This window comes from Streptomyces sp. NPDC091289 (assembly GCF_044757365.1).
Classification (GTDB): Bacteria; Actinomycetota; Actinomycetes; order Streptomycetales; family Streptomycetaceae; genus Streptomyces.
This window is the reverse complement of the sequence record NZ_JBIVUT010000031.1, coordinates 24,557-48,955: the sequence shown is the minus strand read 5'-3', so window position 1 is coordinate 48,955 and position 24,399 is coordinate 24,557. Positions and strand designations below refer to the sequence as shown.

The window sequence follows — 24,399 nt, the reverse complement described above, 5'->3', positions numbered from 1 at the left end:
TCTTCATTCCGGGGCCGAGCACGGACGACGCTAAGCGCGACTTGCCTCCATAGCATACGATCATGCCTATGACGCAAGAAGATGGCGAGCTGGACAGCCTGGTACGCAAACGCATCCGCGCCCTGCGCGTGGCCCAGGGCTGGTCCCTGGAAGAGCTGGCCACCCGCGCGAAGGTCAGCCAGTCCACGCTCAGCCGCATCGAGAACGGCCGGCGCCGCCTGGCCCTGGACCAGCTCGTCACCCTCGCCCGCGCCCTGGACACCTCCCTCGACCAGCTGGTCGAGACCGCGTCCGACGACATCGTCTCGAACCCGATGATCGACGGGGCCCACGGCCAGATGCGGTGGCCCATCAAGGCGGAACCCGGCATGACCGTCATCCGCCAGCGCATGACCGAACCGCCGCCCGCCAACCCCGCGCGGCTGCGCGCCCATCCGGGCCGTGAGTGGCTCGTCGTCCTCTCCGGCACCGCGATCCTGCTCCTGGGCAACCGCCGCCTGCGGATCGAGACGAACCAGGCGGCGGAGTTCCCCACGATGCTCCCGCACGCCATCGGCGCCGAAGGCGGGCCGTGCGAACTGCTGGGCATCTTCGACCGGGACGCCCGCCGCGGCCACCAGCGCGGCGAAGGCGCGGAAAAGGCGGAGCCCCGCCGATCGTCATGATCGACGGGGCCCCGCCACCGGTCCGTGCGGCCGGCCTCCCGCGCGGCTCAGCGGCTCACGCGGGGTCGACGCGGGAGACGGTGCCGTTACTGCCGAGCACGTACAGCTCGCCGTCACCGCCCTCCACGAACGAGATGACCTCGCCGCCGCTGACCCCGAGGTCACCCACGCCGGTCACCTCGCCGTCCGCCAGCTGGAGCGTACGCAGGGTGCCGTCGCAGTAGTCGCTGAACACATAGCTCCCCTGAAGGTCCGGGAGCGCCTCGCCGCGGTAGACGAATCCGCCGGTCACCGAGCAGCCGAGGCCCGTACGGTCGTACTCGTGCACCGGCGGGACGTGGTTCGCGGGCTCCGTGCCGCCCCGGAAGGGATGCGTACCCTCCATGGAGGACCAGCCGTAGTTCTCGCCGCCCTCGCTGTCCGCCGGGGCCCAGTCGATCTCCTCCCAGTCGCTCTGGCCGACGTCGCCGATCAGCAGGTCGCCCGTGCCCGTGTCGAAGGAGAACCGCCACGGATTGCGCAGCCCGTACGCCCAGATCTCGTCCTTCGCGTCCGCGTCGTCCACGAACGGGTTGTCCGCCGGGATCGCGTACGGCTCACCGCCGCTCGGGTCGATCCGCAGCAGCTTGCCGAGCAGGGTGTCCAGCTTCTGCCCGTTGCCGTGCGGGTCGCCGCCCGAGCCGCCGTCGCCGAAGGCGATGTACAGGTAGCCGTCGGGGCCGAACTTGATGTCCCCGCCGTTGTGGTTCGCGTACGGCTGTGTCTGGGTGAGGACCGTGCGCCGTGTGTCCGGCTGGAGTTGACCACCCTCCACGGCGAACTCGTCCACCGTGCTGGTGCCTTCGAGGTCGGTGAACGAGATGTAGAAGTGCGCGAACGTCTTGTCGAACGCGACGCCCAGCAAGCCGCGTTCGCCGTCGGTGGTGGTCTCGTCGGATATGTCGAGGACCGGCTCGCCGAGACCCGAACCGTCCAGGACCCGTACGGTGCCCGCGCGTTCGGCTATCCACAGGGTGTCATCGGGCCCGGCCGCACCGGCGGACGGCCCCTGGGCCCTGGCCACTTCGGTCAGGGAGGCGTTCACCGGCTGGACCGGGGCGGCGGCGGGCTCGTCGGCCGACGCCGTGGCCAGCGCCAACGACGTGACGAGGCAGAGCGTGCCGATGATCGCCGAGCTTCTGGTGCGAAATTTCACCGTGGCCTCCTGGAGGCGGCGAAGGGGGGAGGTCACCCGGCTGCTCGAGCGGAATTGAGTGGGGGGCACGAGCCGGCAGGCAACCTGGGTGGGGGAAGGGTGTGTCACCGGCTACAGGTGAGGATAGGGGGACGGACACGGCCTGGCCTAGACCAGCGTTACGGCATCTTCTTCCACGGAGTTCCCGCGCTTCCCCGCAAGTCGGTAGTCGGCCAATAGGCGACGCGAACGCGGCCCTTGACGCATCCCCGTGATGTTTCCGCCCCGCAGTGGGAGCGCTCCAATCGCTTCCAACTTCCCTCCTGCGCAAGGTGATTGCGCTGGAACGCTTGACAGTCATCGGATGCCGCGTCAGTTTGGGAGCGCTCCCACGCACCTGCTTTTCCCTCCCGCTTCCCCCCACCCGCACCCCTGCCTCCCGAGCGTCACGGACCCCTGAACCCGTCCGTCGACACCCGCGACGGACGTACGAGAGGAGCACGGAGCCGCAATGAGAATCAGCGAGATCAGAGGAATCAGAGGCACCACCCCGCACGCACCGCGCATACGAACGGCCGCCGCACTCTCCGCCCTGATCATGGGCGCATCGCTCGCGGTCGCCGCCCCCGGACAGGCGTCGGCCGCGGACCGCGTCGACAACCCCTATGCGGGCGCCACCGCGTACGTGAACCCCGACTGGTCCGCCAAGGCCGCCGCGGAACCCGGCGGCGGCGTCATCGCCGACGAGCCCTCGTTCGTCTGGATGGACCGCATCGCCGCGATCGACGGCACACCCGGCGCGCGAGGCTTACGCGCGCACCTCGACACGGCCGTCGGCCAGGGAGCCGACCTCTTCCAGGTCGTCATCTACAACCTGCCCGGCCGGGACTGCGCCGCACTCGCCTCCAACGGCGAACTCGGCCCCACCGAACTCGACCGCTACAAGAACGACTACATCGACCCCATCACCGACATCCTCGGCGACCCCGCCTACGCGAGTCTGCGCATCGTCACGCTCATCGAACCCGACTCGCTGCCCAACCTCGTCACCAACGCCGGAGGCACGGCCGGCTCGACGCCCGAGTGCGTCACGATGAAGGCCAACGGCAACTACGAGAAGGGCATCGGGTACGCCCTCCACACGCTCGGCGCCCTGCCCAACGTCTACAACTACGTCGACGCGGCCCACCACGGCTGGCTCGGCTGGGACTCCAACTTCGTTCCCGCGGCGGAGCAGTTCAAGAAGGCCGCGACGATGGAGGGCGCCACCGTCTCCGACGTGCACGGCTTCATCGTGAACACGGCCAACTACTCGGCACTCCAGGAGCCCCACTTCGCGGTGACCGACTCCGTGAACGGCACCACGGTGCGCCAGTCGAGCTGGGTGGACTGGAACTTCTCCGTGGACGAGCTCTCGTTCGCCCAGGGCCTGCGCACGGAACTGGTCCGCCAGGGCTTCGCCGCCGACCTCGGCATGCTCATCGACACCGCCCGCAACGGCTGGGGCGGCCCCTCCCGGCCCGCCGGACCCGGACCGCTGACCGACGTCGACGCCTATGTCGACGGCAGTCGCACCGATCGCCGCATCCACGCGGGCAACTGGTGCAACCAGAGCGGCGCGGGCATCGGTGAACGCCCCACGGTCGCACCCGAGCCGGGCATCGACGCCTACGTCTGGGCCAAGCCGCCGGGCGAGTCCGACGGCAGCAGCGAACCCGTCGACAACGACGAGGGCAAGGGCTTCGACCGGATGTGCGACCCGACGTACACCGGTAACGGCCGCAACGGCTTCAACCTCACGGGCGCCCTGCCCGACTCCCCGGTGGCCGGGCACTGGTTCTCCGGACAGTTCCAGGAGCTGCTCCGCAACGCCAACCCGCCGCTCGACGGCGGCAGTAGCGACTAGCCACCAGGAGGGCTCCCGGGCGCCGAGCCCGGCCCCGCACCGCGCCGCACCGCACCCGACGGGAACGGCCCGTCGGGTGCGGTGCGGGAGTCCGCCGACCCGTACGTGACGCCGGGAGGAAGCCCACGATCTTGTGGCTTCTGCCAGTACGGAGGTCCGCCGGGGGCGCGCGAGACTGTCCGCCGGAGCCGCGCGAAGACCTGGGCGGAGCGGCCCGAAGCCGAGGGCAGGACGGAACAACGGGAGGGGAGAACGTTGAGTACGCAGCAGTACGACGAGATCGGTGAGGCCTTCGAGGGGTTCAAGGCGCTGCCGCTGGCGCACCACGCGGAGGTGCCGAGCTTCCTGGCCATGGTCGGGGACGTACGCGGCAGGTCGGTGCTTGACCTGGCATCCGGCACCGGCTTCTACAGCAGGGAATTGAGGAGGCGCGGCGCCACGGACGTGCTCGGCGTCGACATCTCCGCTGAAATGGTCGCCGCAGCCAAGGAGTTGGAACGACGCGACCCGCTGGGCGTGAACTACGAGGTCGGCGACGTCTCCGAACTTCCGCCCCTCGAGCGGAGCTTCGACGTCGCCCTGGCCGTCCAACTGCTCAACTACGCGGAAGACATCGCCGCCATGGAGCGGATGTGCCGCAATGTGCACCGGAATCTGACCCCCGGCGGGGAGTTCTTCGTGCTCGCCCAGTCACCCGACTTCCGCTTCGACGGCCCGTCCCCGAGCCCGTACGGCTTCCTCTCCGAGCGGACCGGCGAGGAGGCCGAGACCGGACCGCGCGTCCGGATCACGGCGCTGCTCGACCCGCCGATCAGCTTCGTCACCACCTGCCCGCGCCGCGAGGTCTACGAGAAGTGCCTGCGCGCGGCCGGATTCAGCGACCTGGCCTGGGTCCCCCTGGAGGTGTCCGAGGCCGGCCTGCGCCGGTTCGGCGAGGAGTTCTGGGCGGACCTCCTCGCCAACCCACCGCTGGAGATGCTGCGCTGCCGCGCTTGAGCCGTACACCGGGCCTGGTGCCTGGTGCCTGGTGCCCGGTGCTTGGTGCCTGAGCCGTACGCCGGACCGGGCACCGGAGCCGTGACCCCGGCCCGGCTTACCGCGGCCGGTCGGCGTTGAGCCGGGCGGCCCGGCGCGTCAGATGGTCGCGCTCGGCGAGCGTGGGGGCCTTGTGGGCGGCCTCCGCGTACAGCCGTGCCGCCGTCGCCAGGTCGCCGTCGCGCTCGTGGAGATACGCGGCCACGGCCGTGTGCCGGGGCAACGAGTCGCTCAGCGCGGCAAGTTCGGCCAGCCCGGCGCGCGGGCCGTCGGCCTCGCCGACGGCCACCGCCCGGTTGAGCCGGACGACCGGGCTGTCCGTCAGACCCACGAGCTCGTCGTACCACTCGACGATCTGCACCCAGTCGGTCTCCTCGGCAGCCCGTGCGTCCGCGTGGAGTGCAGCGATGGCGGCCTGGGCCTGGAACTCGCCCAGCCGGTCGCGGGCGAGGGCCGCCTGCAGGATCCCGACGCCCTCCGCGATCATTCCGGTGTCCCAGCGGTCCCGGTCCTGCTCCGCGAGAGGCACCAGGCTCCCGTCGGGCGCGGTCCGGGTCGCGCGGCGGGCGTGGTGGAGCAGCATGAGGGCGAGCAGACCCGCGACCTCCGGATGGTCGATCGCGGCCGCGAGCTGCCGGGTGAGCCGGATCGCCTCGGCGGCGAGGTCGACATCACCGGAATAGCCCTCGTTGAAGACGAGATACAGGACGCGCAGCACGGTGGCGACATCGCCGGGCTGATCGAACCTCACACCGGATACGGTGCGCTTCGCCCGGCTGATGCGCTGCGCCATGGTCGCCTCGGGCACCAGATACGCCCGGGCGATCTGACGGGTCGTGAGTCCGCCGACGGCGCGCAGGGTGAGCGCGACGGCGGACGACGGCGTCAACGACGGGTGGGCACACAGGAAATAGAGCTGAAGCGTGTCGTCCACCGCGGGCGCGGGACCGGGCGGGGGCTCCTCGTCGACGAGGTCCTCCCGCCGCCGCCGGGCCGTGTCGGCCCGGGTGGCGTCGAGGAACCGCCGCCAGGCCACGGCGACCAGCCAGCCCTTCGGGTCGCGGACGGGGTCTCCGTTGCCCGAGTGAAGCCGAGAGCTTGAGGAATGATCGTCCGGCCATACACGGACCGCCTCGACCAGGGCGTCCTGCACGGCGTCCTCGGCCGCCGCGAAGTCGGCTCCGCGGCGGACGAGGATTCCCAGGACGCTCGGCGTGAGGCTCCGCAGGAGGGCCTCGTTCATCGTGGTGTCACTCCGTGATCGTGGGTGAGGCGGACAGGAACGGGCGGACCTCCAGCCACTCGTGGATCGGCTTCCCGCCCGCCCCCGGAGCGGCCGACAGCTCCCCGGCCAGCTCGACGGCGCGGTCGTAACCGTCGACATCGATGATCATCCAGCCGGCGATGAGGTCCTTCGTCTCGGCGAACGGCCCGTCGGTGACCGGCGGACGGCCCTCGCCGTCGTACCGCACCCAAGCGCCCTCGGGAGCGAGCGCCTGACCGTCGACGTACTCCCCGGTCTTCTCCAGCCGGTCCGCGAAGTCCTGCATGTACTGCATGTGCGCCGAGATCTCCTCGGGCGTCCACCGGTCCATCGGGACATCGTTGACCGGGGCCGGGGCGCCGCGGTAGTGCTTGAGCAGAAGGTACTTGGCCATGATGTGCTCCTCGGTGCTGTGCGGCCCCTTGCGGCCGCTTTCACTACGGGGACGGAGCCGGATACGGATTCTCGACATCGTCGCCCGAAATCTCCGCCACTTTTTTCGGTGGGCCTTCGGTGAGCCTTCGGTGAGCCCGCCGTCACTGCTCGCGCAGGCCCCACGGGGACCCGTACGCGACGAGCAGATCGAGGAACGGGCGCGGGTCCAGCGCCTCGGCGCCGAGCACGCCCGCGCCGCTCCAGGCACCGTTCGCCACGAGCTCCAGGGCGATCACCGGGTTGACGGCCGTCTGCCAGACCACGGCCTGGGAGCCGTACTCACGCATCGACCACTGGTTGTCGACCACGTGGTAGAGGTACACCTCGCGGGGCGCGCCGTCCTTCGTTCCCTTCACCCAGGTGCCGGCACACGTCTTCCCGTGCATCAGCTCACCGAGGGAGGCGGGGTCGGGCAGACAGGCCGCGACCACATCGCGCGGCGACACGTCGCCGCCGGGCACGGTCACCTTGTCCGTGCGGTCGAGACCGAGCTTGTGGAGTGTCCTGAGGGTCTCGATGAACTCGTCACCCAGCCCGTACTTGAAGGTGACCCGGCGGGACTCCACCCAGCGCGGGATCAGCAGAACCTCCTCGTGCTCGACATTGACGCAGGCGACCGGGCCGATGCCCTCGGGGAAGTCGAAGACCTCCGGCTCGCTGAACGGGGCCGTTGTGAACCAGCCCCGGTCCTTCTCCCAGACCACCGGCGGGTTCAGACACTCCTCGATCGTCGTCCAGATCGAGAACGACGGGGCGAAGTCATAGCCGTCGACGTCCAGATTCGCGCCGTCCCGGACGCCGATCTCCTCGATCGTGTCGAACAGCTCGTCCGCGGCGTACCGGGCGAAGACATCGGAGAGCCCCGGCTCGACGCCAACGCCGACGAGCGCGAGCCGGCCGGCCTTCTCCCACGCGGCGGCGCGCTCGAACTGCGCGTCGCCGAGCTTGACCCCGCACTCCTCGTACGGGCGCTCCGGATGCGGGGAGGAGAGGGACATGGCCATGTCCAGATAGTCGACGCCGGCGGCCAGGGCCGCTTCGAACAACGGCATCACGAACCGGGGGTCTGTGGCGTTCACGAGGATGTCGCACCGGTGCTCGGCGAGGAGGGCGGTGACCGCCGCCCGGTCCGAGGCGTCGACGCGCAGCGCGGTGAACCGGGCCTTCTCCCCGCCGAGCGCGGCCACCGCGGCCTCGGCCCGGGACAGGTCGTAGTCGGTGACGATCATGTGGTCCAGGAATGAGCGGCGGGCGGCGATCCTGGTGATCGCCGTGCCCACGCCACCTGCGCCGACGAGCAGTACGCGCATGGTGGATGTGCCTTTCGTCAGGGAGCGGGGCCGTGCGGGAGAGCCGAGCCGTGTCGGAGAGTGGGGCCCTGCCGGAGTGCAGGGCCGTGCGGACCGGCGCCTGCCTCTTGGATTCGTCCATGAGGGGCGTGCACTTGAGCAACGTCAACGCTGTTGGCCTAAGGCCGGGTGCGGCAGGCCCGCGGCGGCGCGGAAACGACACCGGACGGCGCCGGCGACGGGACAACGACCGACGCCACACGGGCACAGGGCCTACGGCACCGGGAAGGGCGCTGCGGGCGGGGAGAGCACCGTCTTCTCCAGCTCCGCGCGCCGGTGCGGAGGGGGAGCGCCGGGGCTCAGTCCTCCGTGCAGCTGAAGTCTTGCGGCGAGGTTCGCAGCTTGCCCAGCAGCCGGCGGAGCGCCACCCGATCACGTTCGGACAGGTCCGCGAAGAGCTCGTGCTCCACGGTGTCGAGCGCCATGTCCGACGTGCGGAGCTGCGATGTCCCCTGCGGGGTGATCTCGACGATGTGCCGGCGCCGGTCCGCGGTGTCGCGTCGGCGGCGTACGAGATCGCCGCCCTCGAGATCGTTGAGGAGGGCGACGAGGACGCTGGGGTCGACGTCGAGCCTCTCGATGAGCGCCTTCTGTGTGACTGGCCCCTCGGCGAGCTGCAGCAGCGTCATCATGTGCCGCGGGGTGATGCCGGTGGCCGCGAGCGCCTTGTGGATCAAGGTCTGCGACGCGTTGCCGTGGTAGGCGAGCAGGAAGCCGAGGCGATGGTCCGGAGCGCCGGGAGTCGTCGACGGCCCCGCAGATTCCTGGATGGCCCTGTCCTGAGCTGGCATTGCCCCACGGTATCAGGACGTCCATTGTGGAACAGGGGAAATCGTTTATAGTCGTCAACGATCCAGGCCTGTCCATCGTTGATGATTCCGAGGTAAACCATGTTCATCGCCTACGCCGTGGTCGGCGTCCTTCTCGCCCTCGCGCTCGGCGCCTCCGCCGTACTGACGTTCACGCGCAACGAGGCCATCACGGCCTCGATGGGCAAGGTGGGCGTTCCCGACACCTGGTTCCCCCGCCTGGCCTCGCTCAAGGCGGCCGGCTCCCTCGGCCTCCTGATCGGCCTCGGCGTGCCGCTGATCGGGTCCGCCGCCGCCATCGGCGCCTTCCTGTACTTCATCGGGGCCGTCATCACCCACCTGCGCGCCAAGGACTACGAGATCGCTCCGCCCGTGGTCCTCGCCCTGCTGGCGGTCGCCGCGCTGGTCCTGCGGGTGATGTCGGCCTGAGTGCCCGAGCGCTGCCGATGGCCGCGCCCGCGGCCGGCGGCACGGCCCGCTGAAAGACGGCGGTGATCAGCAGCAGGAAAGATCTGCACATTTATGCTGGCTCGATGCGATCTGCTCCTTGGTGGGCCCTGGTCTCCTCCGGCTGCGCCCCTGTGCTTCTGGTCGGCTCCTGGACGATCGCGCAACTGCGCCAAGGCCCGGAGTACGACCCCGCGAGGCAGACCCTGAGCGTGCTGGCCTCCTACGGAGCTGCCAGCTACTGGCTGATGACGGGGGCGCTGCTGGTGCTGGGGACGTGCTACGTGGTGACGGCGCACGCGCTCCGGTCGGCGGCGCTGCCCGGGCGGGTGGCCCTGGCCGGCGGGGGACTGTGCGCACTCGCCCTGACCCTGGTGCCCGCGCCGGACAGCGGTGGAGCACTGGAGCACGGGGCGGTGGCCACCCTGGGCCTGGTGCTCCTGGCGGTGTGGCCTCCCCTGGCCGCCGTGCGGGGCGGGAGGCCGGCGCCGTGGGGGCTGAGGCTCGATGTGTCGCTCGCCGCGAGCGCGTTGATGTGCGCGAGCGCGCTGTGGTTCCTGGCGGAGCTGCAGAGCGCGAGGGCGCCCGGTGTCGCCGAGCGTGTGGTGACGTTCTCCCAGGCACTGTGGCCGTTCCTGGTCGTCCTCTCCTGCCGGAGAAGCACAGCCTGACGGAGCACGGTCGGCCCGTCCTACGGGGCGCCTACGCGTCCACCGCGCGCCGCAGCCAGGCCCCGACCACCGCGTAGTCGCTGTCCGTCAGACCCTGCCGGGGATCCACCCGGCGGAGCAGGGCGGGGCCCGGGTGATGGACGGCGACCCAGGCCCGGTCGGTGTCGGTGATCTCGTCGTCGACCCAGACGAAGGGGCGGCCGACGGCCCACGCGACGAGGGCGCGGGTCTTCCAGTGCAGCCCCCTTCTCGCGTCCCGCTCCTCCTGCTCCTCCTGTTCCTTCCGCTCCTCCCGTCCGGCCGTGCCGTCGCCCTCGGAAGGCTCCGGCCATCGGACGACGGCCAACCGCGGCAGGCCGATGCGCGGGGCGATCCACTCGTTCGCGTCCTCCATCCAGGTCGTCGCCCAGACGAGCTCGCAGGGCAGCGCCGCGAGCCGTGGCCCGTGCCGGGGATCGATCCTGGCCAGGAGCGGATTCGCACCGGCGCCCGGAGTTTCGGGGCCCGCCCCGTAGGTCGGATACGGGTGGGACGCCGCGCCGAAGGGGATGAGCGGCCCGTCGACGTCGAGGAACAGCAGCGGACGCTGCGCGGAGCGAGTCACGGGAGCACGATAGCGACGGCCGGCCCCACCGGGCGCACGGTCCCCGGGGTAGGGGAAATCGTGGAGGGGCAGGTCGTGGCGGCGCGGCGGCGCGGCGGTGCGGCGGGGACGCCGAGACGCACGAGAGCACCTGAGTGAACGCCTCCGGGGCGACAGCCGACCGCTGCCACCCCGGAAACGTCGTATCCGGCCGTGCCCTAGGTGAGCGGCTCGACCCACACATTCCGGTAGCGGATCTTACTTCCGTGATCCTGGAGCTTGATCGCTCCCGCCGTCGGCCCCTCGGCGGCCCCGCCACCGGTCGGGCCGTCGACGGCCACGTCGTCGTGGACGGTGACGCCGTTCCACACGACGGTGATCCGGGCGTCCTCCGTCTTCGCCCCCGAAGCGTCGTACCGGGCGGCGCGGAAGGTGATGTCGTACGTCTGCCAGGTCTCCGGCGCCGTGGCCGCGTTCACGTCCGGGGCCTTCTTCGTGTAGATCGCCCCGGCCTCGTCGTCGGCGAGCGTGTCGTCACCGTAGGAGTCCAGGATCTGTACCTCGTACCGCTCCTGAAGATAGACACCGCTGTTGGCCCGGTCCTGGCCGGTCACGTCCGGCGGGAGGTTCGGCAGCCAGAACTCCACGTGGACGCGGAAGTCCTCGAACCCCTGCTTGGTGCGCAGGTCACCGTTGTTGATCTCCATCTCGCCGCCGCTCACCGGCCATTCGGGCGTGCGGCCGTCCGGGTGCTGCCAACCACCCTGGTCCGTGCCGTCGAAGAGCTGGACACGGGTGCCCTTCGGATGGACGGTGATCATGTCCAGGTTCACATGCCCGGTGTCGCCGCTGTCGTACGCGTAGGTGATGGTGTTGCGCCCCTCGCGCAGCTCCAGTTGCTCGGTCCCCGTCGACCAGGTCTTCCAGTCGGTGGTGGAGAGCAGTTCGATCTGCCGCACCTTCTCGCCATTGACGTGGACGCTCACGGTCTTGGTGCCCGGGGCCGGGTCCGGCCCGTTGCTGTAGCGCAGACCCACGTCGTACGGACCCGCCTTCTCGGCCTCCACGTCGAAGGTGACCGCCGCGCCCTCCTCGCCGAAGTTGTCGACGAAGCCGCCGCCGGAGTAGCCCGCGTGCTCGGTGTCGACGTCCGCGCCGCCGGTGAGGGTGGCTTCCTCCGCCTCGTACCGGGTGGCCGGGGGCTGGTCGCCGGGCAGGGAGTTGAGGGTGTACCAGGCCTCGGTGCTCCACAGCTCCGTACCGCTCTGCGAGGAGAACGGTCGCGGGGAGCGGACGTGGACCACTCGGTTCGCCTTGAGCCCGGGGATGGTCAGCGTGACCTTCTTGCCGTCCTCGGAAAGGGTGGCCGCACTGACCTCGAGAGACTCCTCGTCGATCTTGGGCCCGCCGTACTGCGGAGTGGGGGCGTACGTCCACTGGTCGACCCGGTAGCTCTCGGCGAGCTTCGCGGCCGTCTCCTCGGAGAGCGGCTCGGTGTACTCCAGCTCGAAACCGCCCGGCTTCGCGCGCATGGCCAGGATGTCGAAGGCCTTGTCGCCGCTGGGCGAGAGCTTCTGGAGCCCGTAGGCCAGCTTGCCCTCCTGACCCCAGTTGCCGCCCGCGCCGAGGCCACCGGCGTAGATCGCGCCGTCCGGGCCCATACTGATCCGGTTGACGCCCGCCTCCAGGCCCTGAGTGAAGCGGAAGACCGCACCCTGGTACTCGCCGTCGACCTTCTCCAGGTACGCGCGCTGGATACCGCCGTACGTGACGTCCCCGAACAGCATCTGCCCGGCGAACCGTCCTTCGGTCAACTGCAGAGGCGTGCTGGGGGAGTTGGCTATCTCGTTCTGCGGCAGCCACAGCACCGGCTTGGTGACCGGCTTCGCGTCGAAGGGGCCGGACGGGTTGGTGTAGTGGTTGAAGAAGCGGTCCTGCTTGATGTGGAGCAGCTTCGAGGAGGGCAGCCAGCTGCCCTGGTTGTCGAGGACGAACATGTCGCCCTCGGGGCCCCAGCCGATGCCGTTGGGCGTACGCAGGCCACCGGCGATGTAGTCGACCTCGCCGGTCTCCTTGTTGACCTTGATGGTCGAGCCGCGGTTCTCCGCCGGCTGCGGGTCGGTCGTCGCCCCGCCCAGGTCGATCGCCACGGACAGGTTCAGATAGAAGTAGCCGTCCCGGTACAGCAGTCCGAAGGCGAACTCGTGGAAGTTCCCGCCGTACGGCCACGTCGCGACCGTTCGCCGCTCGTCCGTCACGTCGTCGCCGTCGGAGTCGGTGAGCTCGGTGAGTTCGTGCTTCTGGGAGACGTAGAGCTTGCCGTCGACGGCCTTGATGCCCATGGGCTCCTTGAGCCCCTCGGCCACCTTCTTCGCCGTCACACTGCCGGGACCGGTCTCGCCCTGGACGCCGTCGAGGAGGTAGACCTCACCGGTCTCGTTGTCCGTGCCGCCCCAGGTGGTCACGGCGAGCCGGTCGTCGGGCAGCCAGTCCATCGCGGTGACCTGCGGCTCGAAGCCCGCGGGGCGCAGATCGGTGAGCGCGTAGTCCGGGTGCGTCTCGGTCAGGGGCAGCCCGTCGCCGGGGGAGTCGAGGGCGCCCTCGCACTCCTTGCGGCCCGGCGCCGTCACCCGTACGACGTCGGCGTCGGTGGACAGCACGGAGTTCGGCACGACGGCGAAGTCCCCGGCACCGGGCGGCTTCCACTCCAGGGTGACCTGCTGGTCACCCGTACGGTCGAAGTGATCGATTCTCAAGGCATGGTGACCCTCCGTCAATTCGACGGAACCGTCCTTGGGGTCCGCGCCGTGCACCCCGTCGTGGTCGATGACGGTGGAGTCGTCGATCCGCAGCCGCGAACCGTCGTCGCTGATCAGCCGGAAGTCGTACGCACCGTCCTCGGGAACGGCGAGATTGGCCGTGACCTCGGAGACGAAGTGGTCGCCGAAGCCGAAGTCGTCCGGAGAGCTCCAGTCGATCTCGGTCATCAACTTGTCGACGTTCGGCGTCTGTCCGGTCTTGATGTCGCACAACTCGCTGAGAGGCACCTGCACATCGAAGACACGCAGGGTGACTCCCGGCTCCTGCGGCGGAAGTTCGTCGCGCGGCACCGGAGCGGCGGCGGCCGGAACGGCGGAGAACGCGCCGACGAGAAACGCGGAGACCAGCAGGCCGGTGAGATGTCTGCGGCAACGGTGGAGCGGCCGTGGATGCATTCTTCCTCCTGGCCCCTCGCAGCGAGGGGCACGTCGCGGCGGTGGGTGGGGCCACCCGGCGCCCGGGGGTGAACGTTCGGCTCGTGCGGTGGGGCAGCGCGTCCGGACAGGGGCTCCGGTGGCTGCGCCGAGAACAGTAGGAGGCTTCTACCGGCGGCGTCCATACTTCGTCACCACAGTGTTCAAAGTTCGCCGGTGATGATGCAAAGTGCTCAAACGCCTTGGTGTACAAGGCATCTGGCGAAAGGTCAGCAGCGACCGCGGTCCGTCCGACGGCACGCCGGTACTTCAACGCTGAATGCGGACGGTGACCCGGATCCCGCCGGTGGCGCTCACCCCGGCCCCGATGGCTCCGACGGCGGCAGCCGTGCTGCCGTGGCCGGCCAGAGCCAGGACGGTCACGGCGATGACCGACACGAGTGCGGTCACGGTCGCGAGCCATCCGAGCAGATGAGTACGAGCCCGAGTACGAGGCTGAGGTCGGTTCGCGGAACGATTCCCGGACGTCCGCAACGTCCACATGGATGACGACGAGAGCCGGTGTGTCTGGGGGAGCTACGCATACATGGCGTCAGGTCCGGTCAGAGCCAGGGCAGTTGATGCACGACGGAGGAGTGACCCGCCGCCGGATGCTGGAGGTGGCGGAGCTCTCGGCCGCCGAGCCACGCCGCAGCGGCACGCCGCACTTCGGGGCCATCAGACGCTCGACGCTCTACGGCTATCTGAAGAAGCGCGACGCCCCGGTCGGCAACGGCGACTGGCCGGTCATCGACACCGTTCTGCGCTGCATCGCCCATGTGGCCGAGGCCAACGGGCGTCCTGTCCAGATCGACCACACAGCATGGCAGCGGGACTGGCAGCGCCTCGTGGACCAGCAGTACACGCGAAAGTCACGCAGCGCACCGGACAGCTGGATCGGCAGCTGGGACGGGGCCGCCCGGGCGGGCGAGACCGGAGAGGCGGGAGTCGCCCTGAAACTGACGTCGCGTCTGCGTTCCGACTGCCGGACATACTTGGGTCGCGATCACCTACTCACCCACCTCGCCGCGCTCCGTGAGGCCCTGTGGAGCTGCTACGTGGGGCACTGGCACGAGGCGAGCCGACGCTACATCGAGGTCGTCGCCGACGAGGCCGACCGCCCGGACCGCGACCCGGTCATCTGGCTCCTCGCGCGCTGGGGAGGGGAATGGCGCGCACCGGCGGCCGCACCGGAAACTGGCGCCACGCACATGTGGAACTGGCGGACCTTCTGCCCTCGATGGTCGAAACCTTCGGCCCCGAACATCCGGCGACGTTCAGTGCGGCGGCGGCGGCACACGCCTGGGCCGCCGGGAGGGCCGGGCGGCCGGTGGAGGCATGTCGCTGCTGGGGGTGGAGCACCCCCTCAGCATTCACGCGGCCGAGGTCGAGGCGCTCTGCCTCCTGGAGGACGACGAGGAAGCGGCCTTCGCCGCGCTTTCCGATGTTCTCACCCGCACCCGGCTGCTACTCGGCCCCAACCATCCGCAGACCCTGCAGGCCGCCTCCAACCATAGGGCGATCCGGGCCGGCACCAGCATCTCGACGGTGGCCGTCGAGGAGTTCGAAGACATCGCCGAGCGCCTGGGTATGGCGCTCGGGGAGGAGCACCCCGACACGCTCCGTGTCCGGAACAACGTGGTCATCGCCCTGCTGAACTCCCAGGGTGCTCGTTCGGCTCTGACGTTGTGCCGAAGGACGGTCTACGCGTTCAGGAGAGTCCTGGGCGACGACCACCCGGAGACGATCGCGATCCTGGACCTTCTTGACGTGGTGACGGAGCGTGCCCGCCACGACGAGGACGTGTCACGGGGCATGCCGACTCGTGAGTCCTCCTCGATGCCGACGTACAACATCGGCTTCCACGGCGGAGAGCCCCCAACGAGTGACCGTGCGCTCAAGTGCCGTATCGATCCGGTCGGGTGGCCCCCCGCGCCGACGCAGGCGGACGACCACGAGCAGGATCACAAGGACGGCCGCCGGAGCACCCCGGCGGCGCAGCGGAACGGATACGACATCCTGAGGGCGGTGGCCGCGCTGCCCGTGAGCACGTGGAGCTACCGGGGCGAGGAAGACGTCCGGCACCTCGACCCCATGGCACAGGACTGGCATGCCTCCTTCGGCCTGGGCCCCGATGCCCGCTCCATCCACCCGGTCGACGCCAACGGTGTCGCCATCGTCGCGGTGCAGGCCCTCCACTGCATGGTGCAGGACCTGCGGCAAGAGCTGGAGGACCTGCGCGGAAGCGGCGACGCGCGTGGGGACGGGTGTGGCGACGGGTGTGGCTGTTCCGGCACAACCCCGCCCTCATGAAGGGCACCGCTCGAGCCCGAAGACGGAACGCGGCGCGGAAGGACGAACTGCCACCGGCGAAAGCGCTCCGACGCCCGCCCGTCCCCGGGTTCGACCCGCTGCGGGGCCCGACGCCGCCGCTACGCCTCGAACATCACGGGGCTCCCCCTACTCGCCCGGTTCGGCCGCGCAGCCGAGGTCCCGCTCCGGGCGCTGCCCGGTGGTGAGGAACGCCGTCACCGCATCGTTCGCGCAGACATTGCCGCCGAACGGATAGACACCGTGCCCGCCCTGGTCGGCCGTCACCATCGTGGCCCTCTGACCGAACGCCTGCCGCAGCTCCCGGGCGCCGGCCAGCGGCGTCCCCGGGTCGCGTTCGTTCTGCACCATGAGCACGTTCGACGGCCCCCGGTCACCGATCCGCACCGGCGGCTCGACCCGCTCGGCCGGCCAGAACGCGCACGGCCCGATGCTCGCCGTGGAGCCGCCGAGCATCGGATACCGCAGCCGGTCGACCACGACATTGCGCTGGTACTCCCGAACCGCCCCCGGCCAGCGCGAATCACCGCAGATCACGTAGAAGCGCGCCGCCATGAGGTTCTCCAGGTCCGGCGGCAGCGGGGGAGAGGGCGGCAACGGCCGGTCCGTGTCGACCGCTTGCCAGAACTCCGCCAGGTGAGGCAGGAGAGCATCGGCGTAGAGACGTTCGAACGTGACCCCGCGGAACGCCGTCCCGTCGACACCTTGGACCGGCTTCTTCTCCAACCGCTTCGCGAGGTCGAAGAACTTCGCGGTCACCTGCTCCGGCGTGGCGCCCAGACCGTACTCGGGATGCGCGGCCGCGAACTCCGCGAAGTCCGGGAACCGGTCCTCCAGCCCCCGGGCGAACAGCCGCATGGCCGTGGAGTCGTAGCCGCCGGGACCAAGATTGCTGTCGAGGACGACCCGGTCGCCGCGCTTCGGGAACATCGTCGCGTACACCGCACCGAGGTAGGTGCCGTAGGAATGGCCGAGGTAGGAGACCTTCGGCTCGCCGAGCGCCGCCCGGATCCGGTCCATGTCGCGTGCGGTGTTCGCGGTGGTGATGTGCGGCAGCATCCACGCCGTCCGCGAGGTGGCGCACTGCCTCGTGACGGTCCGCGCGTACCCCGCTTCCCGCGCGACGTCGGCCGGGGTGTGCGCGTACGGAGCGAAGTTGCCGCGGTACTGCTGTTCCCGCGTCAGATCGCAGGTCACCGGTGCGCTGCGGCCGACGCCACGGGGGTCGAAGCCGATCACGTCGTAGGAGTCCAGCACCTTCCGGGGCAGCCCCGAGGCGGCGAGAACAGCCGGATAGCCGAGCCCCGAACCCCCGGGGCCACCCGGATCGGTCAGCAGCACACCACGGCGCTTCGACGGATTCTCGCTCGCCAGCCGGGAGATCGCGATCTCGATCCGGCGGCCGTCCGGGCGCCGGTAGTCCAGCGGAACGTCGAGCGTCGAGCACTCCAGACGGGGCGAGGCGACGTCCTCGGGACACGGGCCCCACCGCACAGGGCCCGGCCCCCCGCCCACGGCGCCCGGAGCCGCCGCCACCGACGCTCCCGGCATCGCGGTCGCCAGTGCCACCACGCCGAGGGCGAGGGCGAGGGAGAAGGGTTTACGCATGTGATGTCCTCCTGGAAAAGGGCGCACGGGCGCCGGAAACACGGGCTCGCAGCGCCCGCCGCTGGCTGTGTGGCGTAAGCGGTCGTGAGAGACGGCCACCGTCCCCCGGCCTTCACCCCCTCGGTGGCACCGAGGAGCGGGCCCGTCCTCCAGGATCGGTTCGGACCGCCTCCCGGCCCCGGACCCCCCCGCAGCCGCCGGCCCGCTCGACGGCCGACTCCCGCCGGATGTGTGCCCAGCCACCGGACACCACCGAGAGCAGCGCGACGATCCCGAGGAACACCATCCGACCCGCGGAGCCGCCGGGGAACCGTCCGATGAGACCCCACAGCAGCTCGGCGTCCCGGTCGAGCAGACCGCGGATCACCGCCTGGGAGGCCAGCGCCGTCATCACCATCCCGGCCGCCTCGATCGCCACAAGGCCACGCTCACGCATCGGGCATCTCCGTCTCGCGTCCGGTCGTCTCGGCACGTGGACGAGTCTGTCCGTGCGGCGCAGCCGGCCACATCGACCCCGCGGCCCGAGGCCGGTCCTACCAGCGGCGAGGGGGTGGTACGACTCCGGTCCAGGGCACATCCACCCTGGGGCTGACTCACCGGCCCTTACGGCTTCGCGATACTGAACGGGTGAACACGGACGGCGCGCCACGGCTCGGATGGTGGCAGCAGACCTGGCGGCTGGCGGCGGCCGCGGCGGTGAGCGTGCCGATCTGGCTCTACATCGGTGTGCTGCTGCACGCACAGGGCGCCGGACCGGACTCCTGGTTCCGCACCGGTGATCCGCTCGTGGCCCTCGCCTGTCTGACGGCGCTGCTGTGGCGGCGGCGGTTCCCGCTCGCCGTCGCCATGACGGTCACGATCGCCTCGACCGCGTCGGCGCTCGCCACCGGTGCCGCCCTCGTGGCGCTGGGCTCGATCTCCACCCGCCGCCGGCCCGTCGAGATCGGGGCCGTCGTACTGGCCTACGTGACCGCGTCACAGTTCGCCGGCGGGTTCTACCCGATCCAGAACCCGCCGGGCACGTTCTGGCTCCAGCTCACGTTGCCGGCCCTGAGCGCGGGAATCGCGGCAGCCGTGGGCATGGCCGTCGGCGCGCGGCGCGTCGAAGTGCGGTCCCTGCGGGAGCGCGCGGAAAGCGCGGAGCGGGAACAGACGGCACGAGCGGCGCAGGCACGAGTTCTGGAGCGCAACCGGATCGCCCGCGAGATGCACGACGTTCTCGCGCACCGGATCTCCCTGGTCGCCATGCAGGCCGGAGTGCTGGACCACCGCGGCGACCTCCGAGCGGAGGAGAACCGCCTGCTGGTCCGCGGCATCGCCGAGGGCTCCCACCAGGCCCTGGAAGAACTGCGGGACGTCCTCGGCGTGCTCCGGGCGGACCCGGGCCACCCCGAACCACCCCAGCCCTCCCTCGACCGCATCCCCGACCTGGTGGCCGACGCCCGCGCGTCGGGCCTGGACGTCACGCTGACCACCACCGTGACGGGAACACCCACCGACCTCGTGGGACGGACCTGCTACCGGGTCGTCCAGGAAGGCCTGACCAACGCCGCCAAACACGCTCCGGGCGCCCCCGTCCACATCGCCGTCGAAGGCGGCGCGGGCGACGAACTCGGTGTCAGCGTCCGTAACTCCCCGGCCACCACAAGAGCCGCACAGCGACCACCGGCATCGGGGTTCGGACTGCTCGGCCTCACCGAGCGGGTCGGGCTCGCCGGCGGAACCCTCCACCACCGCCCCACACCCGACAGCGGGTACGTCCTCACCGTGCGACTGCCCTGGCCGATTCCCACCCATGAGAAGAGAACCTGAGTGGACAACGAGCGGGAGCCGGTACGTGTCGTCATCGTCGACGACGACCAACTCGTACGTATGGCGTTGCGCCTGGTCATCGACGGCGAACCGGACCTGACCGTCGTCGCGGAGGCGGCCGACGGGAGGGCCGCGATCACCGCGGTGGACGAGCAGCGGCCGGACGTCGTGCTGATGGACGTACGGATGCCGGTCCTCGACGGACTCAGCGCGACCCGTGAGCTCCTCACCCGACCGACGCCGCCCGGGGTGCTCATGCTGACGACCTTCGACTCCGACGACCTGGTGCTCGGCGCCCTGCGCGCCGGAGCCCTCGGATTCGTGCTCAAGGACACCCACCCGACGCGGATCCTCGACGCCGTGCGAACCGTCGCGGACGGAAATCCCGTACTGTCCCCGGCCGCCACGGCACGGGTGATCGCGGCGGCCACCGGTCCGCGGTCCCCCCACGCCCGTGACGCGTCCCGCCGGGCGGCCCGGGACCGGCTGTCGGCACTGACCGAACGGGAACGGGAAACCGCCGGGGCCATCGCGGACGGACTGGGAAACCCGGAGATCGCCCAGAGGCTCCACATCAGCGTCGCGACCGTCAAGGCACACACCGGCAGCCTGTTCTCCAAGCTGGCGGTCCAGAACCGGGTACAGATCGCCCTGCTGGTCCGCGACGCGGAGGAATGACTCCGCGAACGCCCGAGCGGGCCGGTGCGCAAGGGAGCTGCGCACAACACAAAGGCAAGGAGAGAACTCTCCTTGCCACTCTCAACATATAGCTCACCGGGGGGCTTGCGGCAAGGCCCCCGTGAAGGCGCAGAATCGTCGGCCGATGCCACTACCTGCGGAATCGAGGGCGCGACGTGCGCGTGTTGCTGACGACGTACGGGGAGAGACGACCGGGGATGGGAACGTGCGCGACGAGAAGAGCGACAGAGAGCGAGACTCCGGTGATCCGACCGGCCACCGCAGTGCGACGGAGTACGGCCGCCCCGGAGGTGTCGCGATGACCGGGCCGTACGTGGTGGAGCTCCGCGAGACCGACGAGACGCAGGGCGCGGTCGTCGGCGGCAAGGGCGCGCACCTGGGCGGGCTGTCGCGGATCGAAGGCGTCCACGTGCCGGACGGTGTCTGTGTGACGACGGACGCCTTCCGCCGGGTCATGGCACAGGCTCCGGCGCTCGACGACCGGATCGAAGAGCTGTCACGCGTGAACCCGGACGACCGGGAGACGATCCGCACGCTCAGCGCACGGATTCGCCGCACCGTCGAAGAGATTGCTATCCCCGGCGACATCGCGGCGGCGATCACCGGCGCGCTCGCCCGGCTCGGCGAGGAAGCCGCCTACGCCGTCCGGTCCAGCGCGACGGCGGAGGACCTGCCGACCGCCTCCTTCGCCGGTCAGCAGGACACGTACCTGAACGTCGTCGGGCCGCCAGAGGTCCTCCGGCACATCAGCCGCTGCTGGGCCTCGCTGTTCACCGAACGGGCGGTGGTCTACCGGCAGCGCAACGGCATCGACCACCGTGCGGTCCACATGGCCGTGGTCGTGCAACAGATGGTCCTCCCGCACGCGGCCGGCGTCCTGTTCACCGCCGACCCCGTCACGGGCGACCGGAAGACCGCCACCATCGACGCGGGCTTCGGCCTCGGCGAGGCCCTGGTCTCCGGTCTGGTGAACCCGGACGTCTTCACGGTGCGGGACAGCGAAGTCGTCGCCAGGGCGCTCGCCGCCGAACAGCGGGCCGTTCACACCCTGCCGGCCGGTGGTACGCGGGAGATGGCGGCCGACGCGCAACAGCAGGAGCAGCCGACGCTGACGGACGAACAGGCCGTACGTCTCGTGCGGCTCGGCCGGCGGATCGAAGCGCACTTCGGCCGCCCGCAGGACATCGAATGGTGCCTGGTCGACGACGGCTTCCGGATCGTCCAGAGCCGCCCGATCACGACCCTCTTCCCCATCCCCGCCCCTGCCCCTGCCCTCGTACCCGGGACCGGCGACGAGGAGAACCGCGTCTACGTCTCCGTCGGGCACGGGCAGATGATGACCGACCCCATGAAGCCTCTCGGCTACTCCATGTGGCAGCTGACGGCCCTGGTGCCGATGCACGAGGCCGGCGGAAGGCTGTTCGTCGACGTCACCCCGCGGCTGGCCTCGCCCGCGACCCGCGACGGCCTCCTCGACGCGATGGGAAAGGGCGACCCGCTGATCAGGGACGCCCTGGAGACCGTCCTTGACCGCGGCGACTTCGTCCCGTCGCTCCCGGACATGGCTCCCGGCAGACCGCCGTCGGCCGGTGCGCCACCCGTCCCGATCGCGACCGACCCGGCCGTCGTCACCGAGCTGATCGAGCGCAGCCGGGCCTCCATCGCCACCCTGGAGCGAGACATCCGGACGAAAACCGGACCGGCGCTGTTCGACTTTCTGCTGGAGGCCTTCGAGGAGCACAAGAGGGTCCTGAGCGATCCGCTGAGCATGCAGGCGATCATGGCGGGGATGGAGGCCACCTGGTGGCTCAACGACAAGCTGGGGGAGTGGCTGGGCGAGAAGAACGCGGCTGACACCCTGACACTGTCCGCTCCCGGCAACATCACGTCGGAGATGGGACGGGAGCTGCTCGACGTCGCGGACGTGATCCGCCCGCACGGGGAGGTGGTGGCGTTCCTGCGGGACGCCGAATACACCGACGACACAGCATTCCTGGACGACCTGGCGAAGCTTCCGGGCGGAACCGGGGCTCGCGACGCCATCGCGGCCTACCTCGACCGGTACGGCATGCGCTGCGTCGGCGAGATCGACATCACCAGACCACGCTGGCGCGAGCGGCCCACCACGCTCGTACCCGTGATCCTCGACCACGTGAGGAACTTCGCGCCGGGAGCCGCCGAACGGCACTTCGAGCAGGGCCTGGAGAAGGCACGGCAGAAGGAACAGGACGTGCTGTCACGCTTGCGGGCCCTGCCGGACGGGGACCGGAAGGCCGACGAGACCAATCGGATGATCGACCGGGTCAGAACCTTCATCGGATACCGGGAATACCCGAAGTACGGCATCGTCAGCCGCTACCTCGTCTACAAGCAGGCCCTGCTGGCGGAGGCCGAGCGCCTGGTGCGGGCGGGCGTGCTCCCCGAGAAGGAGGACGTCTTCTACCTCACCTTCCAGGAACTCCACGACGCCGTGCGCTCGAACCGGCTGGACGACCGGATCATCCAGCAGCGCAAGGACGCGTTCCGCTCGTACCACGCGCTCACACCGCCCCGCGTGCTCACCTCGGACGGCGAAGCCCTCACCGGGGCGTACCGGCGCGACGACGTGCCGTCCGGCGCCCTGACCGGGCTGCCGGTCTCCGCCGGCACCGTCGAGGGAAGGGCTCGCGTCATCCTGGACATGGCCCAGGCCGATCTCGAAGCGGGCGACATCCTGGTCACGACCTTCACGGACCCCAGCTGGTCGCCCCTGTTCGTCGGCATCGCGGGCCTGGTGACGGAAGTCGGCGGCCTGATGACCCACGGCGCGGTCATCGCCCGGGAGTACGGCCTGCCGGCCGTCGTAGGCGTGGAACAGGCCACCCGGCTCATCCGGGACGGGCAGCGGATCCGCGTACACGGAACGGACGGCTACGTCGAGATCCTGCCCTGACCGGCCGTACTCGGCCCTGACGAGCTGCGCGTGCGCGTGGGCACCTGGAGCGGACGGGATGCGGTGGTGCGCTTGAAGCTCGCGCACCACCGCGTGGGAGCGACGGCAACCCATCGCACGTGCGCGCCCGACAGACGCCAGGACCGCCGTGCTGTCACACGCAAGGTGTCGACCCGGCGTTTGCCCCCCGGCAGTGCTCTGTGGCATGTCCGCGTCCCAGATGTAGCCGACGATGGTCGCCCACGGGACGCCGTTGCGTTCCGGCCGCTCGATGCCCAGGACCAGGAGTCGCCCTCCCGGGAGGGGTCAGGTCCTGCCGGTCGGGACGGAGCGCAGCCCACCGGAGAAGTCTTGCTGGGCCTGCTGGGCCTGCTGATCGTTCGCGACGATCCGCAGGATGCTGTCGGTGAGCTGCTGGGGGTGGGCGGTCCCGAGGCTGACGCTCAAGGTGTCGTAGGTGTCGTAGACCGTGGAGCCGTCGGAGAGCTCGCGGCCGTCCGACTCCTTGACCAGCGACCACTCCGAGTCGCCGCGGTGGAACGTGTACACGTCCTCGGCGGTGTGGAACGTGATGTCGCAGCCGCACCCGAAGTCGTCATCGGGATCCTCGAACTCCCCGTCCTCGTGGTGCCGGTTCAGCGTCACCGTGCCGTCGTGCTGCTCGGTGAGCAGCCCCGCGACGGCCGCCACCGTCTCGTGCATATCGGCCCCGATGGGGGCCGAGGCCGGCGCGGCGTCCAGCGTGCGCACGATGCCGGGGGCGTGCCGGGCGACCAGAGACCGAACCTGCTCGGACACCGACCGCAGTGCCGCCAGGGCATCGGCGAGGTTCGCCGGCTGCCCGGGCCCGGCCGGTGCGGGCAGTACCGTCTCGCCGCGCCCGGCGATCCGTCCGACCGCGCGCCCGAGCTCCTGGAGGGCCTCAGCCTGGTGCTCCAACTGGACGAAGAGCCCCGCGGCGACCGTCGCGGCGTCCTGCGGGGTGTAGAGGGACCACGGGCTCGACAACGCGGTCACCACGGCCCGCGTTGTCTCCTCGGACGCGCTGAGCATCTCCACCGAGTCCCGGGGGTCGTGCATCCCGTACTCGACGGCGCAACGGACCTCCCTGACAAGGTCGTTGGGCTCGTGTGCGGCTCGCTCGTACACCTCGTGCCAGGAGGGGGCGTCTGTGGCGTCGGCTTCGGGGGTCTGGTTGATGAGCATGTCCGGATCCTCCCAGAACCGGGTGGCCGTCACGCACTCTCTGTCCCCCGCAGAGGTGATCCTTCACCGACCGGGGCCGGACGGCCGGTGCCTGGACATACAGTGCCGGCGGCTTGCTCCCGGGGCGCGGGCAGCGGCCACAGGCCAAAGGGCGGGGGAGGCATGGACAGCGGCGACCAATGAGGGGGGCAGGCCGAGATCTTCTTGAAGGAGGAGAACGAGCCGGGTCCGGTGGCGGCG

Annotated in this window: 20 protein-coding genes; 9 read left to right on the top strand and 11 right to left on the bottom strand. The window is 70.5% G+C overall.

Features of this window, described 5'->3' with window-relative positions:
- The first annotated feature begins 68 nt into the window (after positions 1-68).
- Positions 69-665, top strand: coding sequence for a helix-turn-helix domain-containing protein (locus tag ACIQPT_RS32955; protein WP_401161329.1), 597 nt, complete (start codon positions 69-71; stop codon positions 663-665).
- Positions 666-720: 55 nt separating this feature from the next.
- Here ACIQPT_RS32955 and ACIQPT_RS32950 read toward each other — a convergent pair whose 3' ends face one another.
- Positions 721-1,860, bottom strand: coding sequence for a PQQ-dependent sugar dehydrogenase (locus tag ACIQPT_RS32950; RefSeq protein ID WP_401161328.1), 1,140 nt, complete (start codon positions 1,858-1,860; stop codon positions 721-723).
- Between the two features lie 577 nt (positions 1,861-2,437).
- Here ACIQPT_RS32950 and ACIQPT_RS32945 point away from each other — a divergent pair.
- Both ACIQPT_RS32945 and ACIQPT_RS32940 read left to right on the top strand, forming a co-directional pair.
- Positions 2,438-3,745, top strand: a complete 1,308-nt coding sequence (locus ACIQPT_RS32945) for a glycoside hydrolase family 6 protein (RefSeq protein WP_401161430.1) — start codon at positions 2,438-2,440, stop codon at positions 3,743-3,745.
- 255 nt (positions 3,746-4,000) lie between these two features.
- Positions 4,001-4,741: a class I SAM-dependent methyltransferase gene (locus ACIQPT_RS32940; protein WP_401161326.1), complete on the top strand. Its 741-nt coding sequence runs from the start codon at positions 4,001-4,003 to the stop codon at positions 4,739-4,741.
- Positions 4,742-4,838: 97 nt separating this feature from the next.
- Here the strand turns inward: ACIQPT_RS32940 and ACIQPT_RS32935 are convergent, their stop codons facing one another.
- The 4 genes from ACIQPT_RS32935 to ACIQPT_RS32920 all read right to left on the bottom strand — a co-directional run bounded on the left by ACIQPT_RS32935 (position 4,839) and on the right by ACIQPT_RS32920 (position 8,619).
- Positions 4,839-6,023, bottom strand: coding sequence for an RNA polymerase sigma factor (locus ACIQPT_RS32935; RefSeq protein WP_401161324.1), 1,185 nt, complete (start codon positions 6,021-6,023; stop codon positions 4,839-4,841).
- Positions 6,024-6,030: 7 nt separating this feature from the next.
- Positions 6,031-6,438, bottom strand: a complete 408-nt coding sequence (locus ACIQPT_RS32930; protein ID WP_401161322.1) for a YciI family protein — start codon at positions 6,436-6,438, stop codon at positions 6,031-6,033.
- Positions 6,439-6,580: 142 nt separating this feature from the next.
- Entirely contained in the window at positions 6,581-7,789 is a 1,209-nt protein-coding gene (locus ACIQPT_RS32925; protein ID WP_401161320.1) for a saccharopine dehydrogenase family protein, read from the bottom strand.
- Positions 7,790-8,127: 338 nt separating this feature from the next.
- On the bottom strand, positions 8,128-8,619 hold the full coding sequence (locus ACIQPT_RS32920; RefSeq protein WP_401161318.1) for a MarR family winged helix-turn-helix transcriptional regulator: 492 nt from the start codon (positions 8,617-8,619) through the stop codon (positions 8,128-8,130).
- Between the two features lie 99 nt (positions 8,620-8,718).
- On the opposite strand from ACIQPT_RS32920, the gene ACIQPT_RS32915 reads away from it, so the two are divergent.
- On the top strand, positions 8,719-9,066 hold the full coding sequence (locus tag ACIQPT_RS32915; RefSeq protein WP_401161316.1) for a DoxX family protein: 348 nt from the start codon (positions 8,719-8,721) through the stop codon (positions 9,064-9,066).
- Between the two features lie 104 nt (positions 9,067-9,170).
- Positions 9,171-9,755 (top strand): DUF998 domain-containing protein, encoded by a 585-nt coding sequence (locus ACIQPT_RS32910; RefSeq protein WP_401161315.1) that lies wholly within the window; start codon positions 9,171-9,173, stop codon positions 9,753-9,755.
- Positions 9,756-9,786: 31 nt separating this feature from the next.
- Here the strand turns inward: ACIQPT_RS32910 and ACIQPT_RS32905 are convergent, their stop codons facing one another.
- From ACIQPT_RS32905 to ACIQPT_RS32895, 3 genes are all read right to left on the bottom strand, one after another.
- Positions 9,787-10,359, bottom strand: a complete 573-nt coding sequence (locus ACIQPT_RS32905; protein ID WP_401161313.1) for a hypothetical protein — start codon at positions 10,357-10,359, stop codon at positions 9,787-9,789.
- Between the two features lie 197 nt (positions 10,360-10,556).
- Complete coding sequence (locus ACIQPT_RS32900) at positions 10,557-13,553, bottom strand: family 16 glycoside hydrolase (protein ID WP_401161312.1); 2,997 nt, start codon at positions 13,551-13,553, stop codon at positions 10,557-10,559.
- A gap of 288 nt (positions 13,554-13,841) precedes the next feature.
- Entirely contained in the window at positions 13,842-13,982 is a 141-nt protein-coding gene (locus ACIQPT_RS32895; RefSeq protein WP_401161310.1) for a hypothetical protein, read from the bottom strand.
- A 927-nt stretch (positions 13,983-14,909) separates the two neighbouring features.
- Here ACIQPT_RS32895 and ACIQPT_RS32890 point away from each other — a divergent pair.
- On the top strand, positions 14,910-15,884 hold the full coding sequence (locus ACIQPT_RS32890; protein ID WP_401161308.1) for a tetratricopeptide repeat protein: 975 nt from the start codon (positions 14,910-14,912) through the stop codon (positions 15,882-15,884).
- Positions 15,885-16,031: 147 nt separating this feature from the next.
- Here the strand turns inward: ACIQPT_RS32890 and ACIQPT_RS32885 are convergent, their stop codons facing one another.
- Both ACIQPT_RS32885 and ACIQPT_RS32880 read right to left on the bottom strand, forming a co-directional pair.
- Positions 16,032-17,510 carry an alpha/beta hydrolase gene (locus ACIQPT_RS32885; RefSeq protein ID WP_401161306.1) on the bottom strand — a complete coding sequence of 493 codons (1,479 nt, stop codon included), beginning with the start codon at positions 17,508-17,510 and terminating at the stop codon, positions 16,032-16,034.
- Between the two features lie 112 nt (positions 17,511-17,622).
- Positions 17,623-17,946 carry a hypothetical protein gene (locus ACIQPT_RS32880; protein ID WP_401161304.1) on the bottom strand — a complete coding sequence of 108 codons (324 nt, stop codon included), beginning with the start codon at positions 17,944-17,946 and terminating at the stop codon, positions 17,623-17,625.
- A 191-nt stretch (positions 17,947-18,137) separates the two neighbouring features.
- On the opposite strand from ACIQPT_RS32880, the gene ACIQPT_RS32875 reads away from it, so the two are divergent.
- The 3 genes from ACIQPT_RS32875 (at position 18,138) to rph (ending at position 22,953) form a co-directional block, all read left to right on the top strand.
- On the top strand, positions 18,138-19,322 hold the full coding sequence (locus ACIQPT_RS32875; protein ID WP_401161303.1) for a sensor histidine kinase: 1,185 nt from the start codon (positions 18,138-18,140) through the stop codon (positions 19,320-19,322).
- Complete coding sequence (locus ACIQPT_RS32870) at positions 19,323-20,000, top strand: response regulator (protein WP_401161301.1); 678 nt, start codon at positions 19,323-19,325, stop codon at positions 19,998-20,000.
- A 319-nt stretch (positions 20,001-20,319) separates the two neighbouring features.
- Positions 20,320-22,953: a rifamycin-inactivating phosphotransferase gene (gene rph / locus ACIQPT_RS32865; protein WP_401161300.1), complete on the top strand. Its 2,634-nt coding sequence runs from the start codon at positions 20,320-20,322 to the stop codon at positions 22,951-22,953.
- 306 nt (positions 22,954-23,259) lie between these two features.
- Here the strand turns inward: rph and ACIQPT_RS32860 are convergent, their stop codons facing one another.
- A complete protein-coding gene (locus ACIQPT_RS32860; RefSeq protein ID WP_401161299.1) occupies positions 23,260-24,159 on the bottom strand; it encodes a hypothetical protein in 900 nt (299 codons plus the stop codon).
- Positions 24,160-24,399: the final 240 nt, after the last annotated feature.